The organism is Amycolatopsis sp. NBC_01307 (assembly GCF_035975215.1).
In the GTDB taxonomy this organism is placed as follows: Bacteria; Actinomycetota; Actinomycetes; order Mycobacteriales; family Pseudonocardiaceae; genus Amycolatopsis.
Window position 1 is genome coordinate 1,808,455 of the sequence record NZ_CP108403.1, and the last position, 24,216, is coordinate 1,832,670.

Genomic DNA, 24,216 nt, shown 5'->3' on the forward strand with positions numbered 1-24,216 from the left:
GCGATCACCCCTGGGACTTGGACACCGCGACGGCCGTCGGCCGCAGCTGGTGCCGGTCGGTGCCGTAGCCGGGGCGCACGACGTGGGTCACCGTGTTCGGTTCGGTGGCCGGGTCCTCGACGACCGCGACCACCTCGTGCCGGTTCGGGTCGAACCGGACGCCGGTTTCGTCGTCACGCGGGTACCCCAGCCCGGCGAGCAGCCGGACGGCCTGCTCCCGGGTCGCGCGGACACCCTGCACGATGGCCGACGGGTCCGCCTCGGCGTGCGCGAGCGCCAGTTCGAGGTTGTCGAGCACCGGGAGCCAGGCCGCCGCGACCCTCGCCCGCTCGGCTTCGACTTCCCGTCGCAGTTCGGTGGCCTGGCGCTTGCGCACGTTGTCGAGGTCGGCCGCGGCGCGGCGCCACCGGTCCTCGAGCTCGGCGAGCTTCTCTTCCGCCCCGGTCGCCGGGGCCGGCACCTCCTGGGGGCGGGAATCCGTGCCCGCCCCGGCGACCTCCGCGGAGGGTTCTCCCTGCTCCGCGGCCCTTCCTGTGGTGGCCATCGCGCTGCCTCACGCCCGATCGAAGTCGGCGTCGATCACGTCGTCCTCGTCGGCGGCGTGCCGGGGGCCGCCGCCGTCGCCGTTGCCGCTTTCACTGTTGCCGCCGCTCGCCCGGGGCGCGTTGAGCCCGGCCAGCACCTGCTGCAGCTCCGAGGTCAGCGACCGCACCCGGTCCATCGGAGCGGCGTCCGCCACGGCCTCGCGAGCGTCTTGGACGAGCATTTCCGCCCGCGCCTTCTCGTGCGGTGGAGTGGTGTCCGTGATGGCCCGCTCGACCTGGTAGGCGGCCGAATCGAGCAGGTTGCGCGCATCGATCTCCTCGCGCAGCCGCTGGTCCTCGGACCGGTTGCGTTCGGCTTCGGTGACCATGCGGTCGATCTCCGCCTGGTCGAGGTTCGAGCTCTCGCTGATCGTGATGCCCTGCTCGGTGCCGGTGTCCTTGTCGCGCGCGGTGACGTTGACGATGCCGTTCGCGTCGACGTCGAACGTCACTTCGACCTGGGGTTCGCCGCGCGGTGCCGGCCGGATGTCGGTGAGCTGGAAGCGCCCGAGCACCCGGTTGTCGGCGGCCCGTTCCCGCTCACCCTGGAGCACCACGACGTCGACCGCGGGCTGGTTGTCCTCCGCGGTGGAGAACACCTCGGTCCGCCGCGCCGGGATCGTCGTGTTGCGCTCGACGATCTTCGTCATCACGCCGCCGCGGGTTTCCACGCCGAGCGAGAGGGGGGTGACGTCGAGCAGCAGGACGTCCTTGACCTCGCCCTTGAGCACCCCGGCCTGGACCGCCGCGCCGAGCGCGACGACCTCGTCCGGGTTGACGCTCATGTTCGGGTCCTTGCCCCCGGTGAGCTTGCGGACCAGGTTCTGCACGGCCGGGATCCGGGTCGATCCGCCGACCAGGATGACCTCGTCGATGTCGTTCGCGCTCACCTTCGCGTCGGCCATCGCCTGCTTGACCGGGCCGAGGCACCGGTCGACCAGGTCGGCGGTGATCTGCTCGAACACCGAGCGCATCACGGTCGTCGTGAGGTGCTTCGGGCCGTCCTGGCCCGCGGTGATGAACGGCAGGTTCACGCTCGTCTGGCTGACCGAGCTGAGCTCGACCTTCGCCTTCTCCGCGGCTTCGAAGAGCCGCTGCAGCGCCTGCGGATCCGACCGCAGGTCGATGCCGTTGTCCTGCTTGAACCGATCGGCGAGGTGGTCCACGATCCGGCGGTCGAAGTCGTCCCCGCCGAGGTGGGTGTCCCCGGCGGTCGACCGGACCTCGACCACGCCGTCGCCGACGTCGAGCAGGCTCACGTCGAAGGTACCGCCGCCGAGGTCGAACACGAGGACCGTCTCGTGGCCCTTCGAGCCGAGCCCGTAGGCCAGCGCGGCGGCGGTCGGCTCGTTGATGATCCGCAGGACCTCGAGGCCGGCGATCCTGCCGGCGTCCTTGGTGGCCTGCCGCTGGGCGTCGTTGAAGTACGCGGGCACGGTGATGACGGCCTCGGTCACCCGCTCGCCGAGGAACTTGCCCGCGTCGTCGGCGAGCTTGCGCAGGATCTGCGCGCTGATCTCCTCCGGCGAGTGGAGCTTGTCGCGGACCTTGAACCGGACGACACCGCCCTCACCCTCGACGACGTCGAATCCGACCGCCTTGGCCTCGTCGTCCACCTCGCCGTACTTCCGGCCGATGAACCTCTTCGCCGAATAGATCGTGCCCTTCGGGTTGAGGATCGTCTGCCGGCGGGCGAGCTGGCCGACCAGCCGCTCACCGCTTTCGGTGAACGCGACCACCGACGGGGTGGTCCGCGCGCCTTCGGAGTTGGCGATGACCGTGGGCTCGCCGCCTTCCCAGACGGCGATCACCGAGTTGGTCGTGCCCAGGTCGATGCCGACTGCCTTGGCCATCACACACCTCCGGTCAGCTTGGCGAGCAGGGTCTTGGCTTCGTCGGCCACCGCGTCGTCGGCGACGACCTCGTAGCGGGTCGGCGTCATCACCCGGACCGAGGCGAAGTCGCGGCGTCCGCGCTGGAGCGCGTGCGCGGCGAGGCCGAAGATCGCGCCGATCACCGCGCCGAACACGAGTCCGTAAACGGCGATGGTGAAGGCCGCCAGCAACGGCGTGAACCAGTTGAAGATCCCGAACAGCCAGCCGATCAGCAGCCCGGTGACGGCGCCCGAGCCGGCCCCCCGCAGTGCGGCGCCGCCGTGGTCGAGGCGTCCGACGACCTGCTCGACCAGCTTGACGTCCGAGCCGATGATGGCGACCCGCTCGACGGGGAAACCGTTGTCCGACAGGTAGTCGACGGCACGCTCGGCCTCGCTGTAGTTTTCGTAGGACCCGATCGCGCGGCGCTGTCCCGCGGCGTGGGGGTCCGAAGAGTGACGCGGTGGTGGCGCCGTGGCGCCCGGCTGCGCAGTCATCGTCCGGCTCCTAGACGTTCGCGTGTTCTTCTCGGGAAACCTGTTCGGCGATGCGGGGCTTCTCTTCGGCCGTCTCGGAACCGGTGCCGATTTCGACCTTGCGAGGCTTGCTGGCCTCGGCGACCGGGATACCGAGCATGAGCACACCGCGGTCGAACTCCGCCGACAGCCGGGTGCTGTCGAGGTTGTCGCCGAGGAAGAACTGGCGGCTGAACTCACCCTGCGGTCGTTCGTCGACCAGGAGTTCGTCACCTTCACGGCGCAGCGGGGTGCGGCGGGTGCGCACGGTCACCACATTGTGTTCCACCGTGAGGTCGACGTCGCCGGGGTCCACTCCCGGCAGGTCCAGGGCGACGACGAACCGATCACCGCGGCGAAAGGCTTCCATGGGCATCGCCCGCGGGCCGCGGGTGCCGGCCACGGCCTGCTCGGTCAAGCGTTCGAGATCGCGGAACGGGTCGAAACGCATCAAGGTCATGACTCTCCTCATTCTTCGCCCGGGTACGTGCCGCGAAGAGATCTACCGCGTCGAATCGACTTTGCGACGCGGTTTCCGGTCGGACACGAGTTCTGCGGATACCGGCAGAATCGGGACTGTTGCAGTGACCTTTCGGGATAACCACACAGTGGCAAGGACGGCCGTCCCGGCGCGTGCGCCTGGCAGGTCGAAATTCGCGCGAACGATCGACCCGGCAGAGCAGGAACAACCGTGTAGGGTTTTGGCCAGTCGGCGGTCGGAGGTCCCGATGACACCCGCGGCGGCGGGCGACCGAGCCCACGAAACTCCACAAAGGCCGGACAGCTGGTGGCGTGACCAGTTGTCGAGTCCGCACGGGGTTTTCGTCGTCTCGACGATGATGTTCGACGGCCGGGAAGCCGACGACATCGTCCGGCTGGCCGCCACCTCGGTACCGTCGTTGAGCGGCTGCGGCGTCAAGGCGGTGTACCTGATCATCGACGGCGCGCTCAGCCGTCGTGACGGCGCGGAGCCGGACGCGGAACTCGACCGGCAGGTCCGTCTCCTCGGCGGAGACAGCGGCCCGCTGGTCCTGACCGGCGGCGGCTGGTGCTGGGGCTTCGCGCTGGGTGGGCTGAGCGGGCCGAGGGGCTACCTGGTGGTGCACGCGGCGGTGGAGCCGCCGAAGGACGAGTTCTTCCTGCTCGAAGCGCTGGGCCGGCAGACGGCGGGTGCACTGGCGAACGCCTCGCTCCACCTGCGCGAGCGCGAACAGGCGGTCGAACTGCAGGAGGTCAACGGCAGGCTGTCCGCCTCGGTGGCCCGGCTCGAGCAGCAGACCCACGTGCACGAGGTGCTCAGCGACATCTCCGTGTCCGGTGCGGGTGAGCCAGGCATCGCCTATGCGGTGCACCAGCTGACATCGTTGCCGGTCGCGATCGAAGACCGGTTCGGCAACCTGCGGGCGTGGGCCGGCCCCGGCAAGCCCGACCCGTACCCGAAGGCCCAAGCCCACCGGCGCGAGGAGCTGCTCAGGCGCGCCGCGGCGGTTCCCCATCCGGTCCGGGAGAAGGACCGGCTGATCTCGCTGGTCAAGCCGCGGTACGAGGTCCTCGGCGTCGTGGCGCTCGTGGACCCGCGCAAGACCGTGGGAAGCCACGAGATGTTCGCGCTCGAATACGGGACGACGGTGCTGGCACTGGAGCTGTCACACCTGCGCAACCTCGCCGAGGTCGAGCTGCGCCTGCATCGTGACCTGGTCGACGACCTGATCACCGGCACCGACGACGAGAGCGCCTACGCTCGCGCCGACGCGGTCGGGCACGACCTGCGTGGTCCTCATCGCGTGATCGTCGTGCGGTGGGGCGGGAGGCAGCCCGACGACGCCGTCGCCGAGGCCGCGAGCCGGGCCGTCGCCTCCCTTCAGCTGAGCTCGATGATCTCGCGGCGCTCGGGAGCGGTGGTGCTCCTCGTCGGCGGCCGCCCGGACGGAGACACGCTGTACCACCTGCTTTCGGAGAACCTCGGAAGCGGCGGTGCGCTCGGCGTCGGCGGGCGCTGCGACCGCCCCGGCGAATTTCCGAAATCCTATGCGGAAGCGATGCGGGCTTTGGACATCCGCCGGAAATCAAGGTCGCCGGATGGCGCGACAATCTTCGACCACCTGGGCCTTTATCGTATTTTGGACAACGGAGTGAATCGCGGCGAAATCGTTGCGTTCGTGCGGGAATGGCTGGGCCCGATTCTCGACTACGACGAACACAAGAACACGGACCTGGTCCGGACGCTGTCGCAGTACCTCGAATGCGGCGGGCACTACGACGAAACCGCTTCCGCGCTGGTGATTCACCGCAGCACCCTGCGCTACCGGCTGGGCCGGATCCGGGAGATCACCGACCTCGACCTCAACGACGTGGAAAGCCGGCTAAACCTGCACGTGGCCACCCGGGCCTGGAAGGTGCTGGGGGGCCCGATGTGAGCGGGAGGGGACGGACGAACCGCGGCCAGACCCCTCGTCAGTGTCCTGGCGCCACGGTCGGGACGGGGCTACCGTCATCTGTGCTCGCGTCCAAACAGGACGAAATCCGGCACGCAGGACAACAGCTGGGAAGGAAAACTCATGACTGAGGCACCGACTGTAGGGCTGCTCGTGACGATGGAGGCCAAGCCGGGCCGGGAGGGTGACGTCGAGAAGTTCCTCGAGTCGGGCCGGGCGCTCGTCGACGAGGAGCCGGCGACCACCGCCTGGTTCGCGTTCCGTCTCGGTGACACGACGTTCGGGATCTACGACGTGTTCCCCGACGAGCCGGGACGCGAGGCACACCTGAACGGCAAGGTGGCCGAGGCCCTGATGGCCCAGGCACCCGATCTCTTCGCCGGCACCCCCGACATCCGGAGGGTCGACGTCGTGGCCTCGAAACTGCCCTGACCGTCACTCGCCGGGCGCCCGGGCGGCATCCGTCGCGCCCATCACATGAGACGGCGCCGGCAGCGGCGTCCACGACCGCGGCGTGGCCGTGCCGGTCCGCGACCCGGGTTTGCCGCTCGGCTCCGGTCGCTCCGGTGCGGCAGCCGCAGGTCTCGTAGCCGGCGAGGAACTCCTCCTCGACGCCGACGGTCAGCGGCGAGATCCGTTCAGCGGACGGCGAGGTCATCGATCCCGGCCACGGCTTCGGCGCGTTGTACCAATTCGGGATCCCCACCTTGAAACCCTTCGGCGCCGGCATCCACCAGGCGCAGGGACGTCCGGCCTGCTTCCCAGTGGGCAAGCAACGTCCGGCCGAACTCGGCCTCCACGGCCAGTCCGCACGCCGCGCCGAACAGGACATCGCCCGCGGCGGCCGGGTTCTCCCGGGCGAAGGAGCCGCACAGGTCGTGCGCGGCGATCTGCTCGTGGACCGCGTCGGCCTCGACGTGCTCGTCGTAGAACCGGGTCGCCGTCGGGTCCCCGCCGAGGCGGCGCAACCCGTTGCCGTAGCGGCGGTTCGGCAGCGACGACGTCATCTCGAACGCCGCCAGGTGCCCGAGGGTGGCGCCGAGCCAGCGGCGGTGGAACCCGAACAGGGACATCAGGTTGCTCACCGCGAGGGTCACGGCGGGTACGCGGTCGACGTAGGTGCCGTAGCCGTCGTCCAGGCCGAGGGCCCGCATCGTGGCGCGGAAGAGCTCGGAGTGCATCCGTTCGAGGCGGCCTTGGCCGTACTCGTCGGCCTGGATCTCGATCAGCGCGGCCTTCGCGGCGCCGGAAAGCCGGGGGATGGCCCAGCTGTGGGGGTCGGCTTCCTTGAGGTGGTACACCGACCGGTGGGTGACGAATTCGCGGAACTGCGCGTCGGACGCGCGGCGCTGCAGGAATTTCGCCAGCGGCGGCCCTTCGTCGGCGCGCACCAGATCGGCCAAGGCCCGCGGCACGGCGTCGGGTTCCACCGCGGTGGGCGTGACGAGGTCGCGGAGGCCGTTGACCCAGCGGTGTTCCAGCTGCCGGCGCAGTCCGGTGATCATCGGTGCGTGCTCCCAGCCGGCGTCGACGTCGTCGAAGCCGCGGTAGCTCAGTTCGTAGCAGATCCACAGGGTCAGCTGGAGGTCTTCGTCGTGCAGCACCGGAAGGCCGGTGGCGGCCGGGACCGGGCCGGCGGCCACGTCATCGGGCGCACAGCGGAGCCGGGCGGTGGCCGCGGAACTCATCGGCCCGCGGGGGCAGGGCAAGCGCATGAATCCTCCTGGAGTGCGGGAATCTCCGGGTACCCACCCGAACTGGCTTCACTCCACAGTCGACGCTCGAGGGTGAGAAACACGTGTTCGGCCCGGATCGGCGCGGCGGACGCCTACGCGGACGTGCAGACCTTGGTTCGCGGCATGGCGGGGCTGCCCGTGGAAGCGGTTTCGCTCAGGGCCTGACAGATCGGCGGTCCGGGTCGAGTTCGTGCGCGCGGTGGGTGGGGTCGAGCACCAGCGGCAAGGTGTGGCCGACGCGGAGCCGGTCGAGGGCGAGGCCGTCGTCGCTTGAGATCAGGTGGACGTCCGGGCGGTCACCGGGCTCCGAGGGCTTCGCCGACCGTGCTGTGCAGGGTGAACAGGGACCGCACGCCGGCCACGGTCAAGGGTGAGCCGACGGTCTGTTCCGAGCCGACCAGCCGCAGCCCGACGTCGACGCGGTGGAGCTCCGTCGCGATCTGCACGACGATCTGGAGGGCCACCGGGCCGAAGGTGGCCAGGTGGGTCAGGTCAAGGATCAGCAGGTCGAGGGCGTGTGCTCGCTGCCCGTCGATGACGGCCATCAGCTCGATCCCGGTCCGCGCGTGGAAATGACCGCGTGGACGCAGCAGACGGGCTCCCGGCCTCAGGTGGTCCAGCGGCTCGACCTGCACGGACTCCGTCATCGACGGGCCCGGATCCATCACCTGCACGTTTCTCCCCGCGGTAGTTCTCCCAGCCGCTCCAGTGAAGTGCCCGGCACTGCTCCGGCACAGCCGATTCACGCGGCACACTGTCCGTTACCCGCGTTGGCGTGAGCGTGACGAGACGATTACTGTTCGGCTTGTGACGGGCTTGCCTCAAACGGAGCTGCTGCCCGGGCATCCGGTCGCACGCGCGATGGACGTCGACGAAGCGCACGAAGCGGTGGCCCGGACGTACCTGCCTCATCGGATCGAAGTCCTGGACGGTGCGATCGACCTGGACATGCGGCTCAACGCGGTCCGGTTGGGCGCGGTGACCGCGGGCTACCTGCGCTACGGGAGCGCCGTCCGGCTCGGCACGGTCGACGCCGGCAACTACCACGTCAACATCCCGGTCACCGGACGTAGCGAGCAGCGCTGCGGTACGGGGGAACCGGTGTTCGCCGGACCCGGGCGGGCTGCCGTGTTCGTGCCGGGTTATCCGGCCGACCTGCGGTGGGGAGCCGCGTGCGCCCAGCTCTGCCTCATGATCGACCGGCACGAGCTGGAACTGGAGCTGGAGCGCCAGCTCGGGCGGCCACCGGGCGAGCGGCTGCGCTTCGCCACCGCGATGGACCTGGACGCCCCGGCGGCGCGGTCGTGGCTCGAAGTGCTGGCTCTGCTGGAGCGTGAGGCGGACCGGCCGGGCGGGATCACGCACCACCCCGCGGCCGCCGCGCACCTGCAGAGCCTGGTGATCGCCGGTCTGCTCCTGGCCCAGCCGAACAACTACAGCGACCACCTGCACGCGTCGGCGGCCCCGGTCCCGCCCCGGGCGTTACGCCGGGCCGTCGAGCTGATCGAAGACGAGCCGGGGCTGCCGTGGACTTCGAGCACCTTGGCCCGTGAAGTCTCGGTCAGCGTCCGCGCACTGCAGGAAGGGTTCCAGCGCTGGTTCGAGCTGCCGCCGATGGCCTACCTGCGGGATGTCCGCCTGACCCGGGTGCACGACGAGCTCACGACGGCCGACCCCGACGGCACGACGATCGCCGCGGTCGCCGCTCGCTGGGGTTTCCTGCACGCCGGCCGGTTCTCGGCCGCCTACCGCCGCAAGTTCGGCGTCCTGCCCTCGGAGACCTTGCACGGCCGTCACCCGGTGAGGGGGACGAACGGGGGCCTGTGAACGGCCGGATGCGGTGCGCGCTGTCACCGGTCGCCGTCGAGCATCAGCCGGCCGCGTTCACCGAGTACGCCCGGGGCGGCGGGGTCGGGAACGTAGATCTCGGGCTCGACCAGGCGGCCGGCCGCTGTGTCGACTCCCGGTGGGAGTTCGAGGTGACGCAGCGGACCGGACGCCGGGAACACCGCCGTACTCCTGGCTTGGGACGGGCTCCCGCACGCGGCGCTGGTCGTGGCCGGCACGGTCAAGCCGACGGAGACAAGCGGCGGAGTGACCGATCAGAGCTTGTAGAGCTGCTCCGCGTTGAGGTGCGCGATCTTCTCCCGGTCGGTCGGGCTCAGCGGTGCGGCCGCGAGAAACTCGGCCGTCTCCACGCAGTCGGACCACGGGTAGTCCACGGCGAACATGATGCGATCGGCGCCGAACACCGCGAGCGCGCACTGCAGGGGCGGCACCGTCGTGTAACCGGAGATCGTGAGGTGCACGTGGGAGAGGATCGTCTCCGCGACCGACGGCAGGTCCGGGCGCTCCAGTGCGAGGCGGCTGTCGGCGCGCATGAGGGAGAACGGCAGATTCTCACCCATGTGGCCGATCACGACCTGGAGGTCCGGGTAGCGGTCGAACACCCCACCCACCGCCATCCGCAGCACGTGCAGCCCGGTTTCGGCGTGCCAGCCCCAGCCGCCGGTGTACAGCGTGCGGCTGGTGACCGCGTCGAACCCGTGGAAGTAGGCGTCGCGCACGGCCTGGGGCGGGAAAGTCGGGTGCAGGTAGAGCGGCACGCCCAGTTCCGCGACGGCTCCGAGGATCTGGTCGTACCGGGGTTCGTCCAGGAACTCGCCGTTGGTGTGCCCGTTGATCATGACACCGCAGAAGCCGAGCTCCCGCACCGCGCGGTACGCCTCGGCGACCGCGGCGTCCGGGTCGGGCGTGGGCAGGGTGGCCATGGCGCGGAACCGGTCCGGGTGCGCCGTCACCGCGGCCGCGACCCGGTCGTTGAGCTGCCGGGCCATCGGCACCGACGCCTCGGGCGGGAGCGCGGCGGCGCCGGGCGCGCCGATGGAGAGCACCTGGATGTCGATGCCGGCGGCGTCCATCGCGGCCAGGCGCTGCTCGCCGACTTCGTCGAGCGCGTCACGCATCCGCGGCACGTCCGCGTGCTTCGCTTTCGCCGTGCGGGCCAGGTCGGCGGGCAGCATGTGTTCTTCGAGTGCGATGAGGGGCATGCGGATCTCCTCGGGATCGGGCCGGTCAGGGCTTGGCGGGCAGGAAGGTGTTGTTCACCAGCGCGTTGAGGTCCGCGCTGTGCTTGGTGACCCCGGCGGTGGTGAACAGCTCGTCGATCGAGCTCCACTTCGACGGCGTTTGCCAGCCGAGGCCGTGGGCCGCGGTGTCCGGGCTCTGGATCTGCGGGGCGAGCACCCGCCACTGCGCGAGCACGGTCGCCTGGTTGAGGTTGGGGTAGCGCTTGACCGTGCCGGCGACGGCTTCCTCCGGGTGATCGATGGACCACTGGGTGGCCTGTTGCCAGGCGGTGAGGAATCGGCGGACCAGGTCGGGGTGGGCTTGGGCGTAGTCCTGGGAAACGGCGATATTGGCCAGTTCGTAGGGGAACATGCCGAGGTCGTGGAAGGGCAGGAAGGTGTAACTCGACTTGTCGTCGAGCGGCTTGTGGATCGCCTGGTTGTACGAGGTCGGGACGTTGTAGTCGATGGCGTCGCCGAGCGCGTCGACCTTCTTCTGGGCGAGCAGTGCCGGCCCGTTGAGGTTGACGTCGACCAGCTTCACCTTGTCGGGGTCGGCGCCGTGGCGGCGCAGGATGTCCTTCAGCATCACCTTGTTGCCGACGAACCCGGTCATGCCGACGGTCTTGCCCTCGAGCTGCTTCGGGTCGGTGATCGGCGCGTCCGCGCGGGACATGATGCCGTGGTTGGCGTTCTGCACGGTCGCGGCCACCGAGACCAGCCCGACGCCCTGGGACTTGGCGATGATCTGGTTGAACGAGTTGATCACGGCGAACTGGACGCTCCCGCCGGTGAGCAGCTTGGTGGCGTCCGCGGCGTTGGCCGGGGTGATCAGCCCGACGTCGAGCCCCTGCTTGGCGAAGAAGCCCTGATCGACCCCGGCGACGATGTTCGTCGTCGTGGCGTTGGGTGCGAATCCGGCGGTGAACTGGATCTTGGTCGGCGGATCGCCCGCGGCCGGGGTGCCCGCGGACCCACCGCAGGCGGTGAGGGTGCCGAGCAGCAGGGCGGCGCCGGCCAGCGCGAGTGCGGGTCTTCCGGTCATCGTGGTCATGGCCTGTCCTCGGGTCGATGGATCAGTGGGCTTCGAAGGCGGGATGAGCGCGGCTGTACGCGGAAGGCGGCGCGCTGCCACGACGTGGTGGTGTGTTCGAGCAGGACCACCAGGCCGTAGAGGACGATGCCGAGCAGCGACAGCAGGAGGATGGCGGCGAACACGCGGGTCGTGTCGAGCTGGTTGAGGTCGTCGAGGATCAGCCGGCCGAGGCCGGCGCCCGCCCCCACCCATTCGCTGGTCGTGGCACCGATGACCGACAGCGGGACGGCGACCTTCATCCCGGTGAGCAGGTGCGGGAGCGCCGCGGGCAGGTCGAGTTTGGTGAACCGGCTCCAGCCGCTCCCGCCGAGCACCCGGAACAGCTGCTTGCGGCCGGGGTCCACCGACAGCAGCCCGTCGGCGGTGTTGACGGTGATCGGGAAGAAGCAGACGAGTGCGGTGATGAGCAGCTTGGGCAGCACGTCGAAGCCGAACCAGATCACCAGCAGCGGTGCGACGGCGATGGTCGGTACCGTCTTCCACGCGATCACCAGAGGCATCGCCGCCCGGCGGAACACGCGGGAGTACGCCAGAGCCGAGCCCAGCGTGACGGCGGTGAGCAGCGCGAGGCAGTAGCCGCCGACGACCTCGACGGCGGTGGTCTGCACGTTGCCGAGCAGGAGGGGAGCGCTCTCGCCGAGCGAAGCGAGAACGGCCGACGGTGCGGGCAGCAGGTAGTCCGGGACCTTCGCGAGGTCGACCACCAGCTCCCACAGCGCCAGCGCGACCACGGCGAGTGCCAGTGGCGCCAGCACACCCGTGCTCCGCAGGAGCACACGGCTTGCAGTCCTCATCGGACCTCCGTCGCGACCGGGTCGGCGAGGTCGGCCCAGAGCGGCCTCAGCACTTCGCCCTTGAGCCGGGCGAACTCCGCGGAGGTGACGATCTCCCGGTGCCGCGGCCGCGGCAGGTCGATCTCGACGACGGCGCGGACGGAGGTCGGGCGGGGCGAGAGAATGTAGATGCGGTCGGCGAGGAAGACCGCCTCCTCCGGGTCGTGGGTGATGACGAGGGTCGTCAGATCGAACTGCTCGCACAGGCCGAGAAACCATTCGTGCAGGGCGTTGCGCGTGAGCGCGTCGATCCCGGCGAACGGCTCGTCGAGCAGGATGACGTCGCGGTCGCACAGCACCGTCCGCATGAACGCGGCGCGCTGGCGCATGCCACCGGAAAGCGCGTGCGGGAAGTAGTTTTCGAAGCCGGCGAGCCCGAAGGTCGGCATGAGACCGAGAGCACGCTCGCGTGCGGCACGCCGGCCGGACCGGGCGAGTTCCGGGCCGAGGACGACGTTGTCCAGCACCGTCCGCCACGGCAGCAGGAGGTCGTCCTGCATCATGTAGGCCAGGTGACCCGAGATGCCCGCGATGTCCCTGCCGTTCAGCAGCACGCTGCCGGTATCCGGGGTGAGCAGGCCCGCCAGGAGGTTCAGCAGCGTCGACTTGCCGCAGCCGCTCGGTCCGAGGATGGCGACGACCTCGCCCTGGCCGACGGCCACGGAGACGTCGTCGAGCACCGGCAGCGCCGGCCCGCGCCCGCGTGCCGGATAGGTGTGGTTGAGGTTGGCGGCGGCCAAGGCGGTTGCGCCCATGTACCTGCTCCGTTCCTCAGGTGGTTTCCGGCCCATGCCGGTGACGGAAATTCATGGAACACGTCCCGGGCGGCCGCGGAAAGGCAGTTGTCCCACATGTGCCCGGCAGGGCCACGACACGGCCCGTAGGGATGACGCACGGGCTGGGGTGAGGGGCACCGCTGTGACTCCGAACTCTGCCCGAAGAGGCGCAATGCCTCGCGTCCGCCGCGGATTCGTCGACAACGAAACGAAAATCGTCCACCACGTCGTCCGATCATCCGCCGTCGGTCGCGGCCGCGGCGGAGGACGCGGATCGAGGCCCTGACGGCTGCTCGCCCGGAAACCGACGAAGCGCTCTCAGCAACGGCGTCCGGCTGGAGAACGCGAAGGTGCTCGAGGTCGCCCGGAGCGGGGTCATTCTGCGCGCGGGCAGCGCAAAGCTCGTGCGCCTGGATCCCTTGCCACGGAAGGGGTCCGGGCTCACGCGGTGGGGAGCAGAGTCTGCTGGACGACACCCGCCAGCGTGTCGGCCGGCAGCGCCTCGCCGAAGTAGGTGTTCGGCGCCACCAGCAGATTGGTCAGGACGACGACGGTCGCGCCGGTGCGGGGCTGGTAGCCGACGAACGACTGGAAACCCGGTACCGCGCCGTTGTGCCCGATCAGGCCGCCGGCTGCCTGTTCCATGCCGAGCCCGTAGTGGTTGTCGCCGAAATCCGTGCGCGCGGCCTGCGTCGCCGGGTTCAGCAGCTCTCCCGTGCCGAGCGCCTTGGCCCAGATCGTCATGTCCCGCGCGGTCGAGATCAGGCCGCCGCTGGCCGGGCCGGGCACCGGGTCGTCGGTCACGTCGGCCGGCCCGGCGCCGTCCGGGACGGTGATCCGGGCGCCGGCCTGGTTCCCCGCGACCGCGGCCTTGTAGGCCTCGTTGCCCTGGACGTTGGTGCCGTACATGTAGCCACGGGGGTGCGGCTGCGGGATGGCACCGTCGTCGACGGCCGGCAGCGTGGTCGACGACATGCCCAGCTTCGCGAACACGAGGTCGTGCATGAGGGTGCCCAGCGGAGCGCCGCCCGTTTTCTGCGCGATCAGCCCGAGCACCTCGTAGTTGGTGTTCGAGTAGTGGAATCCGGCGCCCGGCGCGAAGTAGGGCGGGTGGGCGAGCGCGGTGGCCAGCGCCTCGTCCACGGTCCAGACCTTCGGCGGGTGCTCGTCCTGCGTCCGGTTGAAGTAGTCGTCTTCGGTGAAGTTGAACAGCCCGGCCGTCATGGCCAGCAGCGCGCGCACGGTGACCCGGTCACCGTCCGGGATCTGCGGCAGGTATTTCGCCACCGGGTCGTCGAGCCGCAGTTTGCCGGCGTCGGCCAGCTGCAGCACGACTTCGGCCGTGACGCTCTTGGTGACACTTCCGATCCGGATGTGGTCGTCGATCGTGATCGGGGTCCGCCCGTCGGTCGAGCCCGAACCCAGCGCCTCCAGCCAGGTGCCCTGCCCGGGCACGGTGACCTCGACGATCGCGCCCGGCAGCTTGAGCCGGGCCATGGCTTCGGTGAGCTTCGGCCGCAGCTGGGCCGCGAACGCCGGAACCGGCGGCGGTGGCGTGGCCGGCGTGGCGGGCCCGGCCGCCGGGGCGGTGGTCGTCGTGCATCCTGTGACGAGCAGGAGCAGCGCGGCGGCCAGCGCGCCTCGAGTTCGTGTTCGCATGGGGTCTCCTGCCCGTGACCGGTCCGGCTGAGGGTCATCTTCCGAGGTGATGACCGGCCCGGGTCCCGTGCGGCAGGCAGCGGCCCGGGCAGGCTGTGTGCACCATCGGGAAGCCGGGGTGGTGCGGCCGGAGGGGACCCGAAAGCTGCCCGAAGGGACGGGGACCGGCGCACCTGCCCGGGGGATCGTGACACCGGACGGCGGATCGCCCGGCCGTCGGCCCACGAGCTCCGGAGCAGCGGACCGCGCTCCGGAGCGGCAGGGGAGAGGGTGGCCGCCTACGCCCGGGCGGCCACCCTCGCGCCGCTGCCGCGCCGGGCGGTGAGCGCACGGCCCACCTCGACGGAAGACCACCAGGAGTTCCCATGACGAGCTGGCTCGAGAACCTGGCTGCGGCCATCTGGGCACACTGCGACGTCCTCGAGACCCGGGACGGGGAACCCACGGCGTACTGCCTGGCGGACGACACCCCCGACGACGTCCGGAACGCGGCGTGGGAGGTGCGCTACGGCCAGCCGCCGTCGTCGCTGCCCGGGCTCGTTTCGCTGGGTGAGGCCGACCGCGGAAGCGCGCTCTTCGCCGGGTACCTCGACGACGCGGACGCGGTCGGAGCCTGGGCTCCGCACGCCTTCCTGCTGTGCTGCGCCTTCGCTTCCGGCGACGGCTCCGGGGCGGCCGACCGGCTCGGCGTGCTCTGGCAGGACGATCCGGAAGGAGCCGAGGCGCTCTTGGCCGCGACGCCGACGGTCCGCCGGGTCGTCGAGGTCGTGGCCCGGTTCGGCGGCGGCAGCGGCCAGGTGATCGTGTCCGCCCTGGGTGTTCTCTTCACCGAGCTGGCGGAACGAGAGCGGCTCGCCGTCGAGGGCATGTCGGCGGCGGACTGGGAGCTCTTCGCGGACGCCGGCCTCGACGAGCACATGCGGGTCCGGCCTCTCACCACGCTGCTGCGCGAGGCGGACGTGGACTCCCGGTTCGTCGAATGGACGACCGGCCGGGAGGAAGTCCCGCCCGAGGTGCTGACCGAACTCGCCGACGTGGCGATGGACTGGCTGCAGGAGTGGTTCACGGACTGGGGCGCCCAGCTGGGCCGGCTCGCAGCCTGGGCCGAGGCGATCGGCCTGGACGCCCGCGCGCCGGCGGATCGCGTCGGGCGCAAAAACCGCGCCGTGGCCGAGCGGGACGGGGGTTCCGGCCGGGCGCGGGGCCGTCGGAACCCGGCGGAGGAGCTCGCGCGCGCCCGCCGGGCCTTGGTCGTCACCGACCACCGCGGAGTGGTCCACGTGGTCAGGCACTTCGACGTGGAGCCCGGTGGCGAGACGGGCGCGGTCGAATTCAGGTTCGATCGCAAGCAGATCGGCCGGCTTTCCCAGGCCGCCCTCAAAAGCGCCGGCGACGGCGCGCTGCTCGCGTTCTACCAGCTGCGCGAACACGTGCTGGTGCCCGGGACCAACGGCACGCACGAACTCGGGGAAGCCGACCACTTGCGGGACCACGGAGCCCTGGGGGTGCTGGTCGTCACCAAGTCACCTCGGCCGGGCAATCCCGGCCGGATCACCTACTGGAACGCCCACGACGAGCCGGCCTTCCGCGCGGCCATGGCCCGCATCACCGACAAGAAGCTCGTTGCCGGCACCGGTGCGGCTCCTGATGCCGCCGACGCGACCGGGAACTACCGGGCCGAAACCCGGAAGTTCGCCAAGAGAGCCGAGATGGCCGGCGCGGAGAAGCCGTCCTCGACCGGTGAGCCGGCCGAGGCTTCGGCGCCGGGCGGGGAGGAGGCCACGGGATTCCTGCTCGACCCGGCGGCGCTGGGCCTGGTGGACGCCGACGCGTCCGACGCGTCCGACGCGTCCGACGCGTCCGGCGCGGACACCTCAGAGGACGGCATCACGACCGGATCCATCGGGGCCAGGAGGTCGTGACCCGGCCCGGCCCTGCGTGAGTTCCTTCGTCCCGACTCGCTCCAAGCCCCTCGCCGCGCCCGGGCTCAGGACGCGGCGATCAGGTCGGCCGGCTCGTCCGGCGCGCAGCCGAGCGCTTCGGCCGGGCCCCGCCTCGCGAGTTCGGCCCCCGGACGGCGGAAACCAGCAGGCACAGGCACGACTCGCCGTTCCCCACGGCCGCAGGCAGCGCTTCCGGCAGGCGCAGGAACGCTTTGCGGGCGACCTCGTCGGTCGCGCCGTACCCGCCGTCGGTCCGGCCGGCGCAAGCCCTGCTGCAACGGACGGCCACAGACCGCAACCCGCGGGCAGGCACCGGGTCGCGAGGATCCGATGCCACGAAGCGGGCTCGGCCCGGCGGGCTGTGGCGGACCGGACGCAGCGGCCGGTGCTCCCGGTCTGCCGCCGCGCGAGGTGTACGGGGCGGCTGTGCGGCACCGGCCGGCACGCGCGTCGGTAAGGGGGGCCGGCTCCTCCGGCGCGGCGAGCAGGTCCGCGACCGCGGTGGTCACGACCCGCCCGATCACCTCTGCGCGGTCTTCACCGGGCCGCGACCGTCGTGGTGATCAGTTGCCTTCCCCGAGGTCGAGATCACGGACGATCGGGCAACCGGCGCGGCAAGGACGATCACCGGCAGCGGTCGGCGAAGTCGGGCCGATCGGGCTGTCCGATCGGCGGATCCGTCCACCGGGAACTGCCCGTAACGTGCTCGTCACGGCTCGGTGAGCGGAGGCGGAACAGGTGTACTGCGGGTGATCGTCGTGGCGGTCTTGCTGCTGTTCGGGCAGGAGTGGCCCGCGGACGCGTCACCTGTGGACTCCTCCTCCGTTCCGCTCGGCGACTGGATGGGGATTCTGCCGGGAATCGCGGACGCCCCGCTCACCGAGCTGTCCTTGCCCGGCCCGAGTCCGTCGGCGCTCGGCTCGAGGAGATCGGCGCTTTCGCCCGCGCACACCCACGGGAAGCGGTCGTCGTCGCCTTCAACCGGTTCACCGCTCTCGACGACGCGGGTTTCGCGCGGCTGCACGAAGTTGCCCGCGCCGCGCCGGGTGATCGGACCGGGTACGACGTCCGGGTGCGTGGGTACACCGGCGACGGCCCCGCGGACCTGGTCGGCGATCCGCCGGATCCGCCTGTGACACGCGCGGCCGGCACCGGTCACCGCTCGAGGTAAGCCAGGTCCCAGTTGGCGAACGACCCCGGTTCCAGTTCGGCGGACTTCTTGTCCATCGGGTCGTACACGAGCGCGTAGCAGGTCGAGGCACCGTCGACCACGGAGCGCCGGTACCCGTAGACGACCTGGTAGTGGATCTCCTGCATCACGGCGATCAGCCCGCCGCCGTCGATCGTTCCGCAGAGCAGATCGACGTCCAGGCCGTGCCCGGGCCGGCCGGGGAACAGGCCCAGGTTCGGCAGCCCCCAGCTGTGGTGCAGTGCTTCCACGGTGTTCCGCATCTGCTCGTCTTCGAGGTAGACGCGGACGGAGTCCCAGTCCTCCGCGACGCCGAAGTCCGCCACCAGCCGGTCGATGGCGGCGTTGTAGTTCGCGATGTACTGGTCGCCGCCGGCGGCGCCGGCCAGGCCGACGGCATGCTTCCGGCGGCAGAACTCGTGCGCGATCTGGTCCTGGCTCACCCAGTCACCGGCCAGCGTGCCCCGCAGGATCTGCTCGACGGCCGCGTAGCAGTAGCCGGCCTGTTCCTGCTCGATCCCGAACGAGGGCACGTCGTGCAGCACCACCACGGTTTCGGAGTCGGGCTCCACCGGTCCGTCCAGCCAGCTGTAGTCGTCGTTCTCGGTGCTGGTCATCTCGTCTCCCGTCGTGGTCGGCCAGCACCATGATCGGCGACCGCGGCCGGTCGGTCCGAGCACACCGGGCAGTCTCGAAGGCAGCCCTGCCCGCGGAACCGGCCGGCGCGGCTGCCCGCCCGGGCACGCGGTCTGCCCGGGCGGGCCTGAAGAAATCCGTGTCCCGCGGCTTACCTTCGGGATGACTTCGCCGACTCCGGACCGGGAGGAACGCAGCATGGACGATCGCGCGTGGTTGCTGACGTCCGTTCCGGCGGGCCGCGACCGGTCCGGCGCCGAGCTGTGGTTCGCCGTCGTGCTCGCCGCCTGGGAGCAAGCGGATCTCGCGTCGTTCGCGGAGCGGCTGCCGGACTTGGCGGGGGAGCACGGTTTCGCCGCGACCGACGTCGAGAGCTTCCTGGCCGGGCTCTTCGACCGCGCGAGCCCGGAAGAAGTCCTGCTGCTGCTCGACCGGATCGGCCCGGGCGTCCTGGCCGGCGAACACGGTCCGGCCGACGACTGGCACTGGGACGGCGAACGCGGCGAATGGCTCGTCCGGGAAGGCGACGCCTGGCGACGCCAGGTCACCGAGGACGGGTACTGGAAGCTCGACGAAAGCCGGACCGCTTGGGTGCCGGTCGAGCCGGCGGGCACCGGGGCACCGGATCCGGACGAAGCCGCTGTGCTCGACCGCTTTCTGACGGAGGTGCTGGAGCGCTTTGCCGCCGCCTTGCCGGCGTTGGCACGGCGGCTTCGCCTGTCGTCCGCCGAAGTCGCCGCGCTCGTCGCCGCGATCCCCGCCGACGAGGTGGCCGAGACGATCACCGGCGCGGTCCTCGCGTGAACGCGTGCCGACGACCGCCGGAAGGAGGCGAGACGCCGTGACGAACCCGGACGACCCGGTGCGGGAGACGATCCTCTCGGCACTGGCCGCGGCCGCGACGAAGGCCAAGGGGAAGGCGTCCGCGCAGACGCGGCTGGTGCTCGACCGGGCAGGCGCGCCGCGGCTCCAGGTGTACGTCGCCGAAGGCTGGAACGCCCGCAAGAGGATGTTGTGGACGCCGTCCGGTCAGGACGTCATCGTCTCGTCCGGCCCGCTTGCCACCATGATCCGGCCGCACGCGGTGGACCGGGCCGCCGGGACCACCGAGGTCGACTACCGCGACTCCGCGGGGCAGTACGTGTCCGTGACGGTCACCACGCTGAACTCGCAGCGGAAGGTCCGCGGGACGTGGAACGAGCTGGTCGAGTGGTTCGGGGAGCACGGCCGGGAGGGCCTCCTGCTCGCCGGTGAGGGCACGGAGTCGGATCCGCCGACGACCTTGGGCGTCCGGGTGTTCCCCGTGGAGTTCGACGCCGTCGGCGCCAGGCCCTACGACTCGCTGGGCGGCGGCGGTGACGCGGTGGAAGCCGTGGCCGGCGGATTGGCGGCGGTGGGTGGCGCCGTCGTGAGCGGCGCGCTGCCGCAGGGCAGGATCGCCGAGGTGACCGACCAGGTCTCCGACGCGCTCGGCGGCGTGGTCGAGGCGCTGGAGGACTTCGGGGCGCGGTTGCACCTGCGGGACCCCCGGTTCTTCCGATGGGACGAAGCGGCCGCCAAGGCGACCTTGCCCCTGTGCGTGACGTTCGATCCCTACGCACGGGAGGCGGAGGACACGGGCGGCCTGGTCGTCTTCCGGGACTTCTCCGGCCTGCGGCTGCACCACGTGCGCCGGGAGAGCGGCATCGAACGGCGGGCCATCGCCCGGGTCGGCCGGGTCGGCGAGGTCGTGGTGCAGGATCTGCTGCCCGCACTGTTCCGGCGGATCACCGAAGCGGCCGACCCGGACCGGTGAGGTACCCCGGGCCGGGCGAGCGCGTTCAGGGCGATGCCGGTGGCTACGACGAAGATCCGGGCCGGCTGCCGGAGGTGAGCCTCTGGCCGTGCCGAGGGGTGGCCGCCACGGACCCGGCACGGCAGCCGGGATCGACGAAAGGTCCGTCGGCGTGCATGCTCCGGCCCGCTGCCCGTTCGGCTGCCCGCAGGAACACCGGCGTGGACGCGGCTTGCCGCCGCGCATGGCCCGGTGGCTGATGCACCCGGCCATCCACGCCGCCCGCCGGTCACCGGCGGCCCCCGCCCTCGGTGCGCAGGTTCAACGCGAAAGCCGGAACGACGTACGGACCGGGGCGGCGCGGGCCGTTCGGGAAGAGGACGACCATGTGCCGTCCCCAGCCGCCCACCCACGCGAGCCGGTCGGTGAAGTCCGCCAGCGCATTGGCCCCGTGCGTCGAAGACACCGCCTTCAGCACCATGCCGGTGCCCTCGCGGTAGCGGACGTGGATCTCCGGCGGCGGCCGCCTCAGTGAGCGGCCGTCGCGGGCGAAGACGCGCACGATGTCGACCGTCGCGTTCCGCCACCCGGTGGCCGCGACCGCGCGGGCCCGGCCCCGCCAGCCCACCGCGGCCCAGACGGCGAACAGCGTCCCGAGCGAGCCGGCCACGAGCAGGACGTAGCCGAGGTTGACGAGGAACTTGCTCTTGTTCTCTTCCACCAGGGTGCGCACGCGATCCGGGTCGGCCCGGTCGTAGATCACGGTGACCCGCTCGCCGACGGTGTAGGGGTTCTTCGAGTCGCGGACGATCTTCGCGGTCCGCGACTGGAAGCGCACCTCGAACGTCATCCCGCCCCGGGTGAACGTCCGCACGGAAACCACCTCGCCGGGGGTCCGCGCGCCGGTGGCGAGGAGCTCGTCGGCGGCCTTGTCGAGCAGGACCATGTCCGCCGCCCCGGCCCCGGCCAGAGCCATCCAGACGAGGACGACCGCCGCCGCGCGACGCGCCACCCGGCGCAGCCGCCCGGTTTCGGCCGCGAAGTCGATCCGGCGGTCGTGGTCGTGGCCGGTCGGCAGCGGCAGCCAGCCCCCGAAACCGTCCTCGCTCGCGGCAGCGCGGTTCCGGACCGACACCCGCAGGCACCAGACCGCGGCGCCGGACCCCACCGCAACCAGCACGGCAACGGCGGGAACCAGCCCGAAAGCCGCCACCACCTCCGGGGAAAAGGCGAAGACGGCCACCACGGCCGCCGGGAGGGCGAACCACACCCACTGCCGCTTGACGAAACCGCCGAAGGGGTCCATCAACCGAGCTTAGAAGCCTTGAGCAGCAACGATGCTGCGAGAAACGGCACAGGACGGCGAGGCAACCGGACGGCCGCGCCAGACGTGCAAGTTGCTGCAGACCCCGGACTACGGGCCGCGCTCGCCGGCTGCCTTCTTCGATGCTGCCTGCCAAGCCCAGGATCCGTGTGCTGCGGCGAAGCGCATTCGATCCACGCTCCGGCCGACAGCCCGACGAGAAGGAACGCGACATACCCGGCTGCGGTAAGCAAGCCCATCTGAACCGTGGTGGCGTGCGGATCACCGGTCGGGAACGCCGAGACCGCACCGCCGCCGTCGAAGGCCGACCTCGACCGCGTGTCGCGTGCGGTCGGCGCTACGGGTGCCGGTTCCGGTCAGGACCAGAGCAGCCGGTGGGTCTCGGCGACCACGAAGCTCGCCTGCCGGGGGTTCAGCCGCGGATCGCACGTCGTCGTGTAACGACGGCTCAGGCCCTCCAGGTCCGGGCCGCCCGGGCCGCCGACGCACTCGGTCACGGCCTCGGTCGCGACCTCGAGGTGCAGGCCCGACACCGGAATGTCCATCGAGGTCAGTACCCGGACGAAGCCGGCGACCTCCCGCAGGAGGGCCTCCACGTGCCGCGTCTTCCGTCCGTGCGGTCCGGTGAAGGTGTTGCCGTGCATCGGATCGCACATCCAGGCCGCGCGGTGCCCGGCTCCGCGCACCGCGTCGGCCAGTGCCGGGAGAGCTTCCGCCACCCGGTCGGCGCCGAACCGCCCGATGAGCAGGAGCCGCCCGGGGCGCCGGTCGGGGTCGAGACGGCGGCAGATGTCGGCGAGCGTCGCCGGGCTCGTTCCGGCGGACACCTTGACCGCCAAGGGGTTTCCGATTCCCGAGAGGTACTCTATGTGTCCGCCGGACGGCTCCGCGGTCCGCCAGCCGACCCAGGGCAGGTGGGTTCCCGTGTTGAGCCACGTACCGTCTCGTAGCCGGGTCAGTGGCTCTTCGTACTGGAGGAGCAGCGCTTCGTGCGACGTGAAGACGCCTGTGCTCACACCGGAGTGCCCCACTGCGTGCGCTCGCAGCAGCGACATGGTCGCCGCCGCGTGGTGGTAGGCGCGGAGCAGACGCCGGGGGTCGGGCGTCCGCGAGAGCGGATCGGGGGACACGTCGTTGACGATGTCTCCGCGGTAGCTGGCGATTTCCGTCACGCCCGACCCGCGGACCAGCAGCCGGGACGCCGCCGACCTCGGTTTGGCGTACTGACCGGCGATCCGCCCGATCACCACCGCCGGCACCCGGCTTCCGGTCAACCCGGCCCCGAGTTCGCGCAGTTGCCCCATGCGTGCCGCCACCCCCGGCGCGCTGACGGCGTCGAACCGTTCGGCGCATTCTCCGGCGTGGATGATCAGCGCCTCGCCTGCCGCGGCGCGGGCGATGCCGTCGGCCAGCGTCTCGATTTCGGTGGCGGTGACGAGGTCGGGGGCTTCGCCGAGGTCCCGCGCTATCGTTGCCAGGTCGTACTTCCCGGGCCACCGGGGTTGCATCGCGGTCGGTGCGGCCCGCCAGGAGCCGGGCCGCCAGCGAGCGCCCTCCTCGGACACGGTGGCGGTCATGCGCCCGGCTTTTCCGCTGTCAGCACCTTGTTCGCCGTGGGCGCACGGAAATCGGCGGTGGTGACGCCGGTGAAGCCGGCCTCGGCGAGCCACGTGCCGCACTCGCCGGCCGTGCAAGTCCGGCCCATGGTTTCGACCAGCGTGTTCATCCCCGACAACGCGGCCTCGGGTGGACCGCTCCGGTCATCGGCCACGAACAGGTCGGCAACGACCAACCGGCCCCGCGGTGGCATCGCCGCGTAGCACTTCGCGAGCGTCAGGCGGCAGTCCGTTTCCCCGAGGTCGCACAGCACCGAGGCCAGGAGGATCACGTCGTGGCCCGCGGGAAGAGCGGGCTCGGCGAGGAAGTCACCGGTCACCGCCGACAGCCGGTCCCCGAAGGGCGAGTTCTCCCGTTCGGCCCGCGCGAGCGAACTCAGGAGAGGCTGGTCGTACACCGTCACGGTCAGCTGCCGGTATCGCCGGCAAAGCTCCAGGCCGTAGGCCTCGCCGTGGCCACTGATGTCGAGCAGCCGACGGGCGCCGGAGAGGTCGACGACACGGGCCAGTTCCCGGGCGGCCGCCGTGACGAGTGGTCTCAGTCCACTGCGGACGCCGTCGACGAGCTGCGGATCTTCACCGTCGAAGAGCGTTCCGCCGCTACCGAGGTCCCAGCTGACCGGGCGGTTGTCGCGCAGCGCGTCGAGGACGTTCATCCAGGCGGGGAAGTTCCGTTGATCGACGGCCTCCACCACCGATCCGAAGTAGTCTTCGCTGCCGCGCACCAGGAATCGCTGCGTCAGCTCGCTGTTGTGGTAGCGGTTTTCGTGCCGTTCGAGCAGTCCCAGGCCGGTGCAGGCGGTCAGCAGCGCGTCCGCCGGCCGCCGCTGGAGTCCCAGGGCGGCCCCCAGGGTCTCCAGAGTGGCTCCGGCCTCGCGGGCGACGTGGGTGAACAGATCCAGGTGGACGGCCACCGCAAGGGTTTTGGCCGCCCAGAAACCTCGGAGGAGCCGGAGCAACGGCTGCGGATCGAGCGCGGCTTCGGCGGTCTGTCGCATGAAGGCCTCCTGGCCGGGGTGGACTGGGTTCCGGACAAGTAGACGGTGCCCGGGGACCACCTGATCCGGGACGTTGTCCGTGGGCAGCTTCTTGCGCAACACCCACGGCGGACCGGTCTCCCTTTGGGGCACGTGTCAACCGTCGGTGGCCTCGTACCGT

Annotated in this window: 23 protein-coding genes; 6 read left to right on the forward strand and 17 right to left on the reverse strand. The window is 71.0% G+C overall.

From position 1 onward, the window contains the following. Nucleotides 1-4: 4 nt before the first annotated feature. From OG439_RS07760 to OG439_RS07775, 4 genes are read right to left on the reverse strand one after another with little or no spacing between them, the layout of a single operon-like run. Nucleotides 5-544 (reverse strand): nucleotide exchange factor GrpE, encoded by a 540-nt coding sequence (locus OG439_RS07760; protein WP_326948676.1) that lies wholly within the window; start codon nucleotides 542-544, stop codon nucleotides 5-7. A gap of 9 nt (nucleotides 545-553) precedes the next feature. Then, nucleotides 554-2,437 (reverse strand): molecular chaperone DnaK, encoded by a 1,884-nt coding sequence (dnaK, locus tag OG439_RS07765; protein ID WP_326948677.1) that lies wholly within the window; start codon nucleotides 2,435-2,437, stop codon nucleotides 554-556. Beyond that, nucleotides 2,437-2,955 (reverse strand): general stress protein, encoded by a 519-nt coding sequence (locus OG439_RS07770; RefSeq protein WP_326948678.1) that lies wholly within the window; start codon nucleotides 2,953-2,955, stop codon nucleotides 2,437-2,439. Before OG439_RS07770 ends, dnaK begins: the two co-directional genes overlap by 1 nt. A gap of 10 nt (nucleotides 2,956-2,965) precedes the next feature. Beyond that, the gene (locus OG439_RS07775) at nucleotides 2,966-3,433 is read right to left on the reverse strand and encodes an Hsp20/alpha crystallin family protein (RefSeq protein WP_326948679.1); all 468 of its coding nucleotides are present in this window, start codon (nucleotides 3,431-3,433) and stop codon (nucleotides 2,966-2,968) included. Between the two features lie 268 nt (nucleotides 3,434-3,701). On the opposite strand from OG439_RS07775, the gene OG439_RS07780 reads away from it, so the two are divergent. Both OG439_RS07780 and OG439_RS07785 read left to right on the forward strand, forming a co-directional pair. Beyond that, a complete protein-coding gene (locus tag OG439_RS07780; protein WP_326948680.1) occupies nucleotides 3,702-5,390 on the forward strand; it encodes a PucR family transcriptional regulator in 1,689 nt (562 codons plus the stop codon). A gap of 141 nt (nucleotides 5,391-5,531) precedes the next feature. Beyond that, the gene (locus OG439_RS07785; RefSeq protein WP_326948681.1) at nucleotides 5,532-5,840 is read left to right on the forward strand and encodes a putative quinol monooxygenase; all 309 of its coding nucleotides are present in this window, start codon (nucleotides 5,532-5,534) and stop codon (nucleotides 5,838-5,840) included. A 206-nt stretch (nucleotides 5,841-6,046) separates the two neighbouring features. Here OG439_RS07785 and OG439_RS07790 read toward each other — a convergent pair whose 3' ends face one another. After that, nucleotides 6,047-7,123 carry an iron-containing redox enzyme family protein gene (locus OG439_RS07790; protein ID WP_326948682.1) on the reverse strand — a complete coding sequence of 359 codons (1,077 nt, stop codon included), beginning with the start codon at nucleotides 7,121-7,123 and terminating at the stop codon, nucleotides 6,047-6,049. Between the two features lie 317 nt (nucleotides 7,124-7,440). After that, entirely contained in the window at nucleotides 7,441-7,809 is a 369-nt protein-coding gene (locus OG439_RS07795; protein ID WP_326948683.1) for an STAS domain-containing protein, read from the reverse strand. 142 nt (nucleotides 7,810-7,951) lie between these two features. Here OG439_RS07795 and OG439_RS07800 point away from each other — a divergent pair, with 142 nt between their 5' ends. Then, complete coding sequence (locus OG439_RS07800) at nucleotides 7,952-8,971, forward strand: AraC family transcriptional regulator (RefSeq protein WP_326948684.1); 1,020 nt, start codon at nucleotides 7,952-7,954, stop codon at nucleotides 8,969-8,971. Nucleotides 8,972-8,994: 23 nt separating this feature from the next. Here the strand turns inward: OG439_RS07800 and OG439_RS07805 are convergent, their stop codons facing one another. The 6 genes from OG439_RS07805 to OG439_RS07830 all read right to left on the reverse strand — a co-directional run bounded on the left by OG439_RS07805 (nucleotide 8,995) and on the right by OG439_RS07830 (nucleotide 14,576). Next, nucleotides 8,995-9,153: a hypothetical protein gene (locus OG439_RS07805; RefSeq protein WP_326948685.1), complete on the reverse strand. Its 159-nt coding sequence runs from the start codon at nucleotides 9,151-9,153 to the stop codon at nucleotides 8,995-8,997. A gap of 93 nt (nucleotides 9,154-9,246) precedes the next feature. Continuing rightward, nucleotides 9,247-10,194, reverse strand: coding sequence for an amidohydrolase family protein (locus tag OG439_RS07810; RefSeq protein WP_326948686.1), 948 nt, complete (start codon nucleotides 10,192-10,194; stop codon nucleotides 9,247-9,249). A gap of 25 nt (nucleotides 10,195-10,219) precedes the next feature. After that, a complete protein-coding gene (locus OG439_RS07815; RefSeq protein ID WP_326948687.1) occupies nucleotides 10,220-11,266 on the reverse strand; it encodes an ABC transporter substrate-binding protein in 1,047 nt (348 codons plus the stop codon). Next, nucleotides 11,263-12,102 (reverse strand): ABC transporter permease, encoded by an 840-nt coding sequence (locus tag OG439_RS07820; protein WP_326948688.1) that lies wholly within the window; start codon nucleotides 12,100-12,102, stop codon nucleotides 11,263-11,265. Before OG439_RS07820 ends, OG439_RS07815 begins: the two co-directional genes overlap by 4 nt. Continuing rightward, nucleotides 12,099-12,896: an ABC transporter ATP-binding protein gene (locus tag OG439_RS07825; protein ID WP_326948689.1), complete on the reverse strand. Its 798-nt coding sequence runs from the start codon at nucleotides 12,894-12,896 to the stop codon at nucleotides 12,099-12,101. The genes OG439_RS07820 and OG439_RS07825 overlap by 4 nt, the downstream gene beginning before the upstream one ends. Before the next feature lie 462 nt (nucleotides 12,897-13,358). After that, nucleotides 13,359-14,576, reverse strand: a complete 1,218-nt coding sequence (locus tag OG439_RS07830; RefSeq protein ID WP_326948690.1) for a serine hydrolase domain-containing protein — start codon at nucleotides 14,574-14,576, stop codon at nucleotides 13,359-13,361. A 365-nt stretch (nucleotides 14,577-14,941) separates the two neighbouring features. Here OG439_RS07830 and OG439_RS07835 point away from each other — a divergent pair, with 365 nt between their 5' ends. Next, the gene (locus OG439_RS07835) at nucleotides 14,942-16,498 is read left to right on the forward strand and encodes a hypothetical protein (RefSeq protein WP_326948691.1); all 1,557 of its coding nucleotides are present in this window, start codon (nucleotides 14,942-14,944) and stop codon (nucleotides 16,496-16,498) included. A gap of 730 nt (nucleotides 16,499-17,228) precedes the next feature. On the opposite strand, the gene OG439_RS07840 is transcribed toward OG439_RS07835, so the two are convergent. Both OG439_RS07840 and OG439_RS07845 read right to left on the reverse strand, forming a co-directional pair. Further along, complete coding sequence (locus OG439_RS07840) at nucleotides 17,229-17,678, reverse strand: hypothetical protein (protein WP_326948692.1); 450 nt, start codon at nucleotides 17,676-17,678, stop codon at nucleotides 17,229-17,231. Beyond that, complete coding sequence (locus OG439_RS07845) at nucleotides 17,675-18,325, reverse strand: hypothetical protein (protein WP_326948693.1); 651 nt, start codon at nucleotides 18,323-18,325, stop codon at nucleotides 17,675-17,677. The genes OG439_RS07840 and OG439_RS07845 overlap by 4 nt, the downstream gene beginning before the upstream one ends. A gap of 217 nt (nucleotides 18,326-18,542) precedes the next feature. On the opposite strand from OG439_RS07845, the gene OG439_RS07850 reads away from it, so the two are divergent. Both OG439_RS07850 and OG439_RS07855 read left to right on the forward strand, forming a co-directional pair. Then, nucleotides 18,543-19,148: a hypothetical protein gene (locus OG439_RS07850; RefSeq protein WP_326948694.1), complete on the forward strand. Its 606-nt coding sequence runs from the start codon at nucleotides 18,543-18,545 to the stop codon at nucleotides 19,146-19,148. A 37-nt stretch (nucleotides 19,149-19,185) separates the two neighbouring features. Beyond that, on the forward strand, nucleotides 19,186-20,139 hold the full coding sequence (locus tag OG439_RS07855) for a hypothetical protein (protein ID WP_326948695.1): 954 nt from the start codon (nucleotides 19,186-19,188) through the stop codon (nucleotides 20,137-20,139). A 268-nt stretch (nucleotides 20,140-20,407) separates the two neighbouring features. Here the strand turns inward: OG439_RS07855 and OG439_RS07860 are convergent, their stop codons facing one another. The 3 genes from OG439_RS07860 to OG439_RS07870 form a co-directional block, all read right to left on the reverse strand. Next, nucleotides 20,408-21,424, reverse strand: a complete 1,017-nt coding sequence (locus OG439_RS07860; protein WP_326948696.1) for a DUF3592 domain-containing protein — start codon at nucleotides 21,422-21,424, stop codon at nucleotides 20,408-20,410. A 374-nt stretch (nucleotides 21,425-21,798) separates the two neighbouring features. After that, nucleotides 21,799-23,019 (reverse strand): 3-deoxy-7-phosphoheptulonate synthase, encoded by a 1,221-nt coding sequence (locus tag OG439_RS07865; RefSeq protein WP_326948697.1) that lies wholly within the window; start codon nucleotides 23,017-23,019, stop codon nucleotides 21,799-21,801. Continuing rightward, a complete protein-coding gene (locus OG439_RS07870; RefSeq protein WP_326948698.1) occupies nucleotides 23,016-24,056 on the reverse strand; it encodes a methyltransferase in 1,041 nt (346 codons plus the stop codon). The genes OG439_RS07865 and OG439_RS07870 overlap by 4 nt, the downstream gene beginning before the upstream one ends. Nucleotides 24,057-24,216 lie beyond the last annotated feature (160 nt).

Bases quoted from the DNA above. Each gene is read 5' to 3' on its own strand.
- OG439_RS07760 (WP_326948676.1), bottom strand. From the start codon at position 544: ATGGCCACCACAGGAAGGGCCGCGGAGCAGGGAGAACCCTCCGCGGAG.
- dnaK (WP_326948677.1), bottom strand. From the start codon at position 2,437: ATGGCCAAGGCAGTCGGCATCGACCTGGGCACGACCAACTCGGTGATC.
- OG439_RS07770 (WP_326948678.1), bottom strand. From the start codon at position 2,955: ATGACTGCGCAGCCGGGCGCCACGGCGCCACCACCGCGTCACTCTTCG.
- OG439_RS07775 (WP_326948679.1), bottom strand. From the start codon at position 3,433: ATGACCTTGATGCGTTTCGACCCGTTCCGCGATCTCGAACGCTTGACC.
- OG439_RS07780 (WP_326948680.1), top strand. From the start codon at position 3,702: ATGACACCCGCGGCGGCGGGCGACCGAGCCCACGAAACTCCACAAAGG.
- OG439_RS07785 (WP_326948681.1), top strand. From the start codon at position 5,532: ATGACTGAGGCACCGACTGTAGGGCTGCTCGTGACGATGGAGGCCAAG.
- OG439_RS07790 (WP_326948682.1), bottom strand. From the start codon at position 7,123: ATGCGCTTGCCCTGCCCCCGCGGGCCGATGAGTTCCGCGGCCACCGCC.
- OG439_RS07795 (WP_326948683.1), bottom strand. From the start codon at position 7,809: ATGGATCCGGGCCCGTCGATGACGGAGTCCGTGCAGGTCGAGCCGCTG.
- OG439_RS07810 (WP_326948686.1), bottom strand. From the start codon at position 10,194: ATGCCCCTCATCGCACTCGAAGAACACATGCTGCCCGCCGACCTGGCC.
- OG439_RS07815 (WP_326948687.1), bottom strand. From the start codon at position 11,266: ATGACCACGATGACCGGAAGACCCGCACTCGCGCTGGCCGGCGCCGCC.
- OG439_RS07820 (WP_326948688.1), bottom strand. From the start codon at position 12,102: ATGAGGACTGCAAGCCGTGTGCTCCTGCGGAGCACGGGTGTGCTGGCG.
- OG439_RS07825 (WP_326948689.1), bottom strand. From the start codon at position 12,896: ATGGGCGCAACCGCCTTGGCCGCCGCCAACCTCAACCACACCTATCCG.
- OG439_RS07830 (WP_326948690.1), bottom strand. From the start codon at position 14,576: ATGCGAACACGAACTCGAGGCGCGCTGGCCGCCGCGCTGCTCCTGCTC.
- OG439_RS07835 (WP_326948691.1), top strand. From the start codon at position 14,942: ATGACGAGCTGGCTCGAGAACCTGGCTGCGGCCATCTGGGCACACTGC.
- OG439_RS07845 (WP_326948693.1), bottom strand. From the start codon at position 18,325: ATGACCAGCACCGAGAACGACGACTACAGCTGGCTGGACGGACCGGTG.
- OG439_RS07850 (WP_326948694.1), top strand. From the start codon at position 18,543: ATGGACGATCGCGCGTGGTTGCTGACGTCCGTTCCGGCGGGCCGCGAC.
- OG439_RS07860 (WP_326948696.1), bottom strand. From the start codon at position 21,424: ATGGACCCCTTCGGCGGTTTCGTCAAGCGGCAGTGGGTGTGGTTCGCC.
- OG439_RS07865 (WP_326948697.1), bottom strand. From the start codon at position 23,019: ATGACCGCCACCGTGTCCGAGGAGGGCGCTCGCTGGCGGCCCGGCTCC.
- OG439_RS07870 (WP_326948698.1), bottom strand. From the start codon at position 24,056: ATGCGACAGACCGCCGAAGCCGCGCTCGATCCGCAGCCGTTGCTCCGG.